This window comes from Micrococcus sp. KRD026 (assembly GCF_017168445.1).
Classification (GTDB): Bacteria; Actinomycetota; Actinomycetes; order Actinomycetales; family Micrococcaceae; genus Micrococcus; species Micrococcus luteus.
The window spans coordinates 1-2,226 of record NZ_JABFBA010000038.1; the positions used below are offsets into that span (position 1 = coordinate 1).

3 protein-coding genes are annotated in these 2,226 nt (G+C 73.3%); all 3 read left to right on the forward strand.

Features of this window, described 5'->3' with window-relative positions:
• Positions 1 to 137: 137 nt before the first annotated feature.
• Positions 138 to 1,115, forward strand: a complete 978-nt coding sequence (locus tag J1M40_RS11790; protein WP_134416692.1) for a DUF4192 family protein — start codon at positions 138 to 140, stop codon at positions 1,113 to 1,115.
• A gap of 209 nt (positions 1,116 to 1,324) precedes the next feature.
• Positions 1,325 to 1,582 (forward strand): hypothetical protein, encoded by a 258-nt coding sequence (locus J1M40_RS11795; RefSeq protein ID WP_206450811.1) that lies wholly within the window; start codon positions 1,325 to 1,327, stop codon positions 1,580 to 1,582.
• A 294-nt stretch (positions 1,583 to 1,876) separates the two neighbouring features.
• Positions 1,877 to 2,226: hypothetical protein (locus tag J1M40_RS11800; RefSeq protein ID WP_206450812.1), on the forward strand; the 350-nt coding region annotated here is incomplete at its 3' end.

Genomic DNA, 2,226 nt, shown 5'->3' on the forward strand with positions numbered 1-2,226 from the left:
TGCCATAACACCGCCAGCACACCACCACACCCTCACCAGACAAACACCACACAATCGATTGCGTCCACACCACAACGCGTGTATGGTTTGACTCAGCGGGAGGCAACCGGCCACCCGCACCCCTCTAGGAGGACACGATGGATGCTCTGACCGCCCGCACCCCGCTCGATCTGACCGACTACGCCGCCGCCGCCCTGCCGTCCACCCCCGCGGATTCCGTGGTGGCCATCGGCCTGAAGGGCTCGCGGCTGGGGCCGGTGATGCGCCTTGACGATGTCGCCGCCCCCGCCACCATGGCCGGAGTGATCGCCGCCAGCATGCGCCCCGCCAACTGCACGCGCGTCTTCCTGATCGGCTACGGCCCGGAGGACCGCGCCCTGCGCTGGCTCGAGCTGGAGTCCATCCTGACCGGCCACGGTCTGAGCGTGGAGGGGCTGATCCACGTGGACGGGCGCATGTGCACCAACCTGGGCACGGGCGAGGCCGTGGCCTACGCCCCGGGCACCTCCACGCTGGGCCTGCACCTGGCCCTGCTCGACGGTGCGCGGGCCGAGTACCCCACCGCCACCCCGAGCGAGTCGGACGCCCTGACGGAGGCCGTGGCGGCTCACGCGGCCACGCTGACGGACATGCACGCGGACGCTCCGGCGCTGATCGAGGGCATCAACCGCCTGCTGAAGGATCAGAACGACGCCGGGGCCGCCGCCGTCGTGCTGGCCACCCTGAACCACCGTGACCCGGAGTACCTGATCGCGGCGCTGGTGGCCTGCACGGCCCCGAACCGGCTGGAGGCGGTGGACTTCACCCGGGGCGAGTTCCCGCACGGTCTGCGCTGGAAGGCGAGCGTGGAGGCCGAGACGGTGCTCAACGCCGCCGTGGCCCTCGGCCCGGGCCACGCCTGCGCCGGGGCGCTGGCGGTGCTGGCCTACGTGGCCTGGATCCGAGGCGCAGGAGCGGTGGCCGATGACCGCCTGAACCTCGCCGAGCGATGCGCCCCGCACCACCCGCACGTGCGCGCCGTGCGCCGGATGACGCGGGCCACGCCCGTGGCCGTCGTGGCCACCGACCCGGCGTGGGCCTGGGGCAAGCACACGCGGGCCGCCGAGGGCCGCTGAGCGTGACCGGGGGGCCAGCGCGTAACGCTGGCCCCCCGGCGTCCGTGGAGACGGTGCCCCGACGGTGCACGCCCGCCGGCGTGGCCCGGCCCACGCGTGAGCGGGCGCTGCCCAAATCGCTGTTGACCGCTCGGCCGCGCTTGTGTATGGTTATACACGTCGCGGGGGGCATGAGGCCCCCGGCACCCCGAGCGGCCAGGAGGCCCGACATGGACACCGACCAGACCACCATCTGCACCTCCCAGAACGTGCACATCGGCCAGGAGGTGGTCATCTACCACCGCACCTACCTGGGCAACTGCTCCAGCTCCAACGACGGCGTCGTGACCGCCGTCGATCCCGAGCACCGCACCTACACCGTCAGCTACCAGGACATGCGCGGCCGCCAGGCCTACACCATCTCCGACCAGTGGTACGGGGACGGCTGGGCCCACTGCATGCCCGCCGCCGAGGTGTACGGCGACTGAGCACGACGGGGCGGCGCGCACGCGCCGCCCCGTCGTCGCCCCTGGCCGCAAGCGCGGGCGGGTCCCGCGCTCGCTGCCGCGTGGGGCCGTGTCGCGGAGATGAGCTGCCGGCTACATCGAGCTGCTGCCGGCTCCCGGGGACCGCGACACGTCCCCGCCCTTCCTGCGACACGACCGATGGCGCGCCGGCCCGCGCTCGCGGACGGTGTTGCGCCCGCGCCGGGATGTGTGTATGGTTGGACACATAGCGGGGGGCATGAGGCCCCCGGCACCCCGACGGCCAAGGAGGCCCCCATGTCCAAGCACATCTATTCCGCCGGCTCCCTGCGCGCAGCCCTGAGCACCGGCTCCCTCGCCGCCCGCGTCTCCCCCCACCGCGGCCCCGTCCACCTGGAGGTGCTCCCGGAGAACGCCCTGCGCGTGATCAGCACCCACGAGGACGCCTACGCCTGCGCCTACGCCGACTCCGACCGCCCGGCCCCCGCCGCGCTCGCGGGCCTGCCGCCGGTGGCGCTGTGCGCCCTGGACGTCTCCCAGCTGATGCGCCACCTGGACGCGCTCCCCCTGCCCGAGACCCCCGTCAACGTCACCGCAACCGCCGACCGCGTCCACGTCGACGTCGTCGACGTGGACGCGGTCGGCGG